This is a genomic window from Streptomyces sp. NPDC001902, assembly GCF_042891295.1.
Classification (GTDB): Bacteria; Actinomycetota; Actinomycetes; order Streptomycetales; family Streptomycetaceae; genus Actinacidiphila.
The window spans coordinates 544,448-550,924 of sequence record NZ_JBIATA010000003.1 but is presented as its reverse complement, the minus strand read 5'-3'; the positions used below and the strand labels follow the sequence as shown (position 1 = coordinate 550,924).

The following is a 6,477-nucleotide window of genomic DNA, read 5'->3' as shown; positions in this document are numbered from 1 at the left end:
ACCGCATCCCGATCCGTGGTCAGATCCCCCGCGAAGTGACGATCACCCGTGGCATCAGGCACGTACTTCACTGCGACAACGATCCTCAAGCTCACTTGATGTCCCTCCACACTCTCGGTTTGCTGATTACGGCAGGTTGCGGGCCATGACGATGCGCTGGACCTGGTTGGTGCCCTCGTAGATCTGGGTGATCTTGGCGTCGCGCATCATCCGCTCCACCGGGTAGTCCCGCGTGTACCCGTATCCACCGAGCAGCTGCACCGCGTCCGTGGTGATCTCCATCGCCGCGTCCGACGCGTAGCACTTGGCCGCCGCACCGAAGAACGTCAGGTCCGCGTCCGAACGCTCCGACTTCGCCGCCGCCGCGTACGTCAGCTGCCGCGCCGCCTCCAGCTTCATCGCCATGTCAGCCAGCATGAACTGGATGCCCTGGAACTCGGCGATCGCCTTGCCGAACTGCTTGCGCTCCTTGACGTAGCCCTTGGCGTAGTCCAGTGCGCCCTGCGCGATGCCGATCGCCTGGGCCGCGATCGTCACGCGCGTGTGGTCCAGGGTGCGCATCGCCGTGGCGAAGCCCGTGCCCTCCGCGCCGATCATCCGGTCCGCGGGGATCCGCACGTTGTCGAAGTACACCTCGCGGGTGGGCGACCCCTTGATGCCCAGCTTCTTCTCCGGGGCGCCGAAGGACACGCCCTCGTCGCCCTTCTCCACCACGAAGGCCGATATCCCCTTGGAGCGCTTCTCCGGGTCGGTCACCGCCATGACGGTGTAGAACTCGCTCACGCCCGCGTTGGTGATCCACCGCTTGACGCCGTTGAGCACCCAGAAGTCCCCGTCGCGCACCGCACGCGTCTTCATCCCCGCCGCGTCCGAGCCGGCCTCCGGCTCCGACAGGCAGTACGAGAACATCCCCTCGCCACGTGCGAGCGCCCCGAGGTACTTCGCCTTCAGCTCCTGCGAGCCCGACAGCTGCACCGGCAGCGAGCCCAGCTTGTTCACCGCCGGGATCAGGGAGGAGGAGGCGCACACCCGCGCCACCTCCTCGATCACGATCACCGTCGACAGTGCGTCCGCACCCGCGCCACCGAAGGCCTCCGGCACGTGCACCGCGTGCAGGTCGTTCGCCTCCAGCGCGTCCCGCGCCTCCTGGGGGAACCGTCCGAGCTCGTCCACCTCGGCCGCGAACGGCGCGATCTTCGCCTCGGCCAGCGAACGCACCGCGTCCCGGAGCATGTCGTGCTCCTCCGACGTCCGGAAGAGGTCGAAATTGTCACTCACGTCCGTTACTCCAGTCCGCGTCAGCTTCCATGGCATCGAGTACCCTCAATTATGCACACTCAGTGCCATCGATCGACTGACCCCCGGTGTTAGGTTCGCCTCCATGACCACGAAGCCCCCGATGCGGGACGCCCTCGTCGCAGCGGCCTTCCAGCTCTTCCTCGAACGCGGCTACGAGGCGACGACGATCGACGACATCGTCACCCTCGCCGGCGTCGGGCGCCGGTCGTTCTTCCGCTACTTCCCCTCCAAGGAGGACGTGGTCTTCCCCGACCACGAGGGCGCGCTCGCCGACATGACCCGCTTCCTGGAGGCCAGCGCCGACACGGACGACCCGGTGACGCGGGTCTGCGACGCGGCGCGCCTGGTGCTCACCATGTACGCCGAGAACCCGACCTTCTCCGTGCAGCGCTACCGCCTCACCAAGCAGGTGCCCGGGCTGCGGGCGTACGAACTCTCGGTCGTGTGGCGCTACGAGCGTGCGATCGCCGACTACCTCGGGGCCCGCTACGCGGACCGCCCCGACGGCAAGCTCCGCGCCGACGTGATCGCGGCGGCCGTGGTCGCCGCCCACAACAACGGCCTGCGCACATGGCTGCGTTCCGGTGCGGAGGGCGACGCCGGCGCGGCCGTGGACCACGCGATGGAGTTCGTCCGCGCCGCCTGGAACGGGGACGGCGCCCCCCGGCAGGGCACCCCGGAGGCGGAGGACGACGTGGTGATCGTGATCACCAAGCGGCGGACGCCCATGTGGCGGGTCGTCCGGGAGATCGAGGCGGGCCTGACGGAGGAGGACTCCCCCACTTAAGGCACTGAGTGCCTTTTCAAAGTGCACTCAGTGCCATATCGTGTGCGCCATGAATGACCGGACTCTCGACGCGCACGACGAATCGGTTGACGGCGGGCTGCTGGTCCAGCGCTGCCGTTGGTGCGGCAACACCGCCTTCCAGCGCCTCCTCTGCCCCACCTGCGCCTCCACGGAGCTCGACGAGGTACGCAGCGACGGCACGGGGGTGATCGTCCGCTCGATGCGGGACGCCTCCCTCGTCGACCTCTCCGAGGGGTTCTCGGTACGGGGCCGGATCGTCGGCGCCCTGCCGATGCAGGTGCGCAGCGGCGCCCGCGTGCGGGTGGCCCGGACGGAGCGCGCCGATGCGGGCGAGCTCGTCTTCGAACTCTGCGAGCCGCCGGTGTCCCCGTACACCTGGTAGTCGCCCTGGCCCCGCAACGCGCCACCGGCCGGGCCCCCGACGGGCCGGTCCCGTAGGTCAGTTGTGCTCGGGGTGCTGGTACTGCCGGGACTGCAGCAGGTACATCTCGCGGAAGTCGCCCGTGCCCGCGCCCGGCCGCATCAGGTCGGCGAAGGCGCCGTGCTCGACGACGCGTCCCCCGTCCAGGACGTAGATCACGTCGGCGTGGCGGACGCTGTGCAGGCGGTGCGTGATCAGGACGACGGTCTGCCCGTCGGCGGCGAGCTCCCGGATGAGGTCGAAGACCCGCTGCTCGGCCTGGGCGTCCAGGGCGCTGGTCGGCTCGTCGACGATGAGGATCCGGGCGTCGCGGTACTGGGCCCGGCTGAGCTGGAGCCGCTGCCACTGGCCGCCGGATATCTCGTGACCGCCTTTGTACCCGCGGCCCAGCAGCGTGTCCCAGCCGCGGGGCAGGCCCGCGACGACCTCGTCGGCGCCGGAGTAGCGGGCGGCGGCGTCCAGGCGCTCGTCCGTCAGGAGGGCGTCGGGGCGGCCGATCCCGACGTTGACCCGCGCGGTGAACGGCCAGCGGTAGGCGTCCTGCGAGACCAGCGCGATCCGGTCGGTGATCTGCCGCCGGTCGGCGTCGGCCGCGTCGACGCCGTCCCAGCGGATCCGTCCGGAGTCCGGCGTGTACAGCCCGCACAGCAGCTTGGCCAGGGTGGTCTTGCCGCTGCCGTTGCGTCCGACGAGGGCGACGACCTGGCCGATGGGGATGGTGACGTCGACCTCGCACAGGGCCGGCGGCCGCACGAGCGGGGTGCCGGGCGCCGCGGCGGCGGTGACCGGGTAGCTGAAGGTGACCTTCTCGAAGCGGACGGCCTCGACCCGCTCCGGCAGGTCGAGCCCGCCGCGCGGGATCACCCGGCGGTCCGCCTCGGCGCACAGCCGCTCCAGCTCGGCGACGAACAGCGCCTCCTCGTGCAGGTAGCCGAGTTGGACGACCAGCCGGTCCAGGGCGGAGGACCCGGTGCGGATGGCGATCACCGCCGTGCCGGCCACGGACAGCCCCATCGCCCCGCTCCACAGCAGCGCGCCCAGGGCGCCGTACGTGGCCGCCGTCGCCACCCCGGTCCACGCCGAGGCGACCAGTCCGGTGCGCGCCGCGAGCCGCGCGAGCCGGGTCTGCTCCCGCTCGCCGTTCTCGGCCATCGCCCTGAAGTGCCCCAGCAGGAACGGCCCGAGGTCGTGGACGCGGACCTCGGGCGCCGCCTGCGTCTCGATCAGCAGGCGTCCCAGCAGCTGCCCGGCGCGGGCGTGCTGCACCCAGTTGTGGAAGGAGATGTACCGGCGGCGGGCGATGGTGAGCGCGCTCCAGGCGCTGGGCAGGGTCATCACCGCCAGCAGCGGGAGCAGCCCGGGGTGCAGGACGGTGAGCACGCCGGCCGCCGCGACCAGCGAGATCAGCGCGTTGACCACCGACGAGCAGAAGTTGATCATCCGCCGGGCCGACGCGGCACCCCAGGACGCCGAGTCGAGCAGCTTGTGGAACTCGTCGTCCTCCACGGCCGCGAGCTCCACGCGGGCGACGCGCTCCAGGTACATCTCGGTGGCCGCCCGTTCCACGGTCGGCTCCAGCTTGCCGGTGCCGGCCGTGGAGGCCGAGCGCAGCACCGCCCCGGTCAGTGCGGCCGCGGCCACGAGCACCAGCGCCGGGGCGGCGCCCGTGAGCCGCTCGGCGGTCCCGCCGGGCACGAGCAGCCGGGCGAGCACCCAGTTGACGGCGACGAGGCCCACTGCCTGGGCGACGCCGCGGCCCGCCTCGGCCAGCGCCACGACGCGCAGGGCCCGCGGATCGGCCCGGTGGGCCAGGCGCACGGTGGTCGCGACGAGCTGCGGGAGCCGTCGGAGCATCGCCCGCAGTCCCAGTTCCAGGAAGGAGCCGTCGTGCTTGTTCCAGCCCATGTCGTACCGCAACGGCCCGCCGAACAGCAGCCGTTCGGACTCCGACACCTCTTCCGGCGCGAGGACGTCCGGGTTTCCCGGGGCTTCCTGCCGCTTCCGCCTGGTCATGAGCGTCCCCCTCGGCGGCGGCCGCGGCGCGGTGCCGTGGCGGCCTTCCCACAGGGTGCTCCTCACGGCGGCGCCGTGTGGCCCGCTCCCGTCAGTGCGCCCCGTCCCCGCTCCCGGCGGTCCCGTTCCCGCCCCCGTCGGCGCCGCCTTCCGCCCAGGCGCGGTAGGCCTCGACCGCCGTCGGCAGGGTGGGGAAGATGCGCTCCCGGCCCACCGACCCGGTCAGACCGTACGCGTCCAGGTCGTCCAGCAGGTCCTTCTTGACGCGGGCGAGCGCGAGGACGATGCCGCGGGCGGCGAGTTCGCGGCGCAGGGCGTCCAGGGCGTCCAGGGCGGTGATGTCGACCTCGACGTTGGCCTCGGTGTTCAGGACGAACCACCGCACCGGGTCGTGCTGCCGGTCGACGGAGGCCAGGGCCCGGCGGCGGAAGTCCTCGGCGTTGGCGAAGAAGAGCGGCGAGTCGTAGCGGTAGACGAGCAGACCGGGGATCGTGCGGGCCTGGGGGTAGTCGTCCACGTCGTGCATGCCGGCCAGGCCCGGCACCAGTCCCTCGACGGCGTCGTGCGGGCGGGCCACCCGCACCAGCATCTCCGCCACCGACAGGGCGACGGCGACCATGACGCCGTACAGGATGTCCAGGGCGAGCACGCCCACCAGGCACGCGAGGGCCAGCGCCAGTTCGCGGCGGCGGAACGACGCCAGACGGCGGAAACCGGCGAGGTCGATCAGCCGGCAGGCGGCGAAGACCACGATGGCGCCGAGGACGGTGGAGGGCATCGCGGACAGCGCCGGGTTGAGGAACAGCAGGACGCAGACCACCGCCACCAGCGTCACCAGGGAGTACAGCTGGGTCCGGCTGCCGGCGGAGACGCCGAGCGCGGTGCGGCTGGCGCTGCTGCTGACCGGGAAGCCGTGCAGGACGCCCGACCCGAGGTTGGCGGCGCCCAGGGCGAGCAACTCCTGGTTGCTGTCGAGGCGGTCGGCGTCCTGGTCGGCGAAGGCCCGTGCGGTGAGCACGAAGTCGGTGTAGCCCACCAGCAGCACGCCCACCGCGGGCAGCAGCAGGTGGGCCAGGTCGCCGGGGGTGGGGAGGGCCGGCCGGGGCAGTCCGGAGGGGACCTCGCCGATGACCGCGATGCCGTGCGCCTCCAGCCCGAAGACGGCGACCACGACCGTGCCGGCGACCACGGCGAGCAGCGGACCGGGCGCGCGGGGGACGTACCGCTGGGCGAGGAAGAGGAAGGCCAGCGCGGACGCGGCGAAGGCCACCGTCCCCGCGTGCGCCTGCGGCAGGTGCGTCACGAAGGAGACCAGCTGGGGGAAGAACTCCTCTCCCGTGACCGGCACCCCGGTCAGCTTGGGCAGCTGGTCGATGATCATGATGCAGGCCACCCCGGCGAGGTAGCCGACGAGCACCGGGCGCGACAGCAGGTCGGCGACGAAGCCCGCCCGTACCGCCCACGCCACCACGGCCAGCAGGCCGACCACCACGGCGAGCGCAGCGGCGAGCACGGCGTAGCGGCCGGGGTCCCCCGCGGCCAGGGGCGCGACGGCGGTCGCCGTCATCAGCGCGGTGGTGGACTCCGGGCCGACCGACAGCTGCCGGGACGACCCCAGCAGGGCATACAGCGCGAGCGGGGCGAGGGCGGCCCACAGCCCGGCGACCGGCGGCAGCCCGGCCAGTTCGGCGTACGCCATGACCTGCGGCACCAGGTACGCCGCCACCGTGACGCCGGCGAGCAGGTCGCCGCGCAGCCATGCCCTGCGGTAGCCGACGAGGGTGGCCAGGCCCGGCAGCAGTCCGCGCCAACCGCGCTTCGCGGCGGACCTCGCGGGCGGCGGGGCGGGCTTGGAGACGGCGGACGGCATGGGCCCATCCTCCCCGACGACCCCGTGTTGGGGCCGGTCGGCCCCTCCTCGCACTCCCGGGTGGCG

The 6,477-nt window shown here is 72.5% G+C and carries 5 protein-coding genes and 1 pseudogene; 2 read left to right on the top strand and 4 right to left on the bottom strand.

The features are described 5' to 3' along the window. Together ACFYYN_RS08730 and ACFYYN_RS08725 are read right to left on the bottom strand one after the other, a co-directional pair. Positions 1–95 (bottom strand): annotated as a pseudogene (locus ACFYYN_RS08730) (electron transfer flavoprotein subunit beta); the annotation flags it as partial. A 31-nt stretch (positions 96–126) separates the two neighbouring features. Further along, a complete protein-coding gene (locus ACFYYN_RS08725; RefSeq protein ID WP_499514881.1) occupies positions 127–1,314 on the bottom strand; it encodes an acyl-CoA dehydrogenase family protein in 1,188 nt (395 codons plus the stop codon). A gap of 67 nt (positions 1,315–1,381) precedes the next feature. On the opposite strand from ACFYYN_RS08725, the gene ACFYYN_RS08720 reads away from it, so the two are divergent. Next, positions 1,382–2,086, top strand: a complete 705-nt coding sequence (locus ACFYYN_RS08720) for a TetR family transcriptional regulator (RefSeq protein WP_500545195.1) — start codon at positions 1,382–1,384, stop codon at positions 2,084–2,086. Positions 2,087–2,135: 49 nt separating this feature from the next. Further along, a complete protein-coding gene (locus tag ACFYYN_RS08715) occupies positions 2,136–2,489 on the top strand; it encodes a Zn-ribbon domain-containing OB-fold protein (protein ID WP_500321518.1) in 354 nt (117 codons plus the stop codon). A gap of 57 nt (positions 2,490–2,546) precedes the next feature. Here the strand turns inward: ACFYYN_RS08715 and ACFYYN_RS08710 are convergent, their stop codons facing one another. Both ACFYYN_RS08710 and ACFYYN_RS08705 read right to left on the bottom strand, forming a co-directional pair. Further along, positions 2,547–4,541 (bottom strand): ABC transporter ATP-binding protein, encoded by a 1,995-nt coding sequence (locus tag ACFYYN_RS08710; RefSeq protein WP_500545194.1) that lies wholly within the window; start codon positions 4,539–4,541, stop codon positions 2,547–2,549. A gap of 91 nt (positions 4,542–4,632) precedes the next feature. Then, a complete protein-coding gene (locus ACFYYN_RS08705; RefSeq protein ID WP_500545193.1) occupies positions 4,633–6,411 on the bottom strand; it encodes a SulP family inorganic anion transporter in 1,779 nt (592 codons plus the stop codon). Positions 6,412–6,477: the final 66 nt, after the last annotated feature.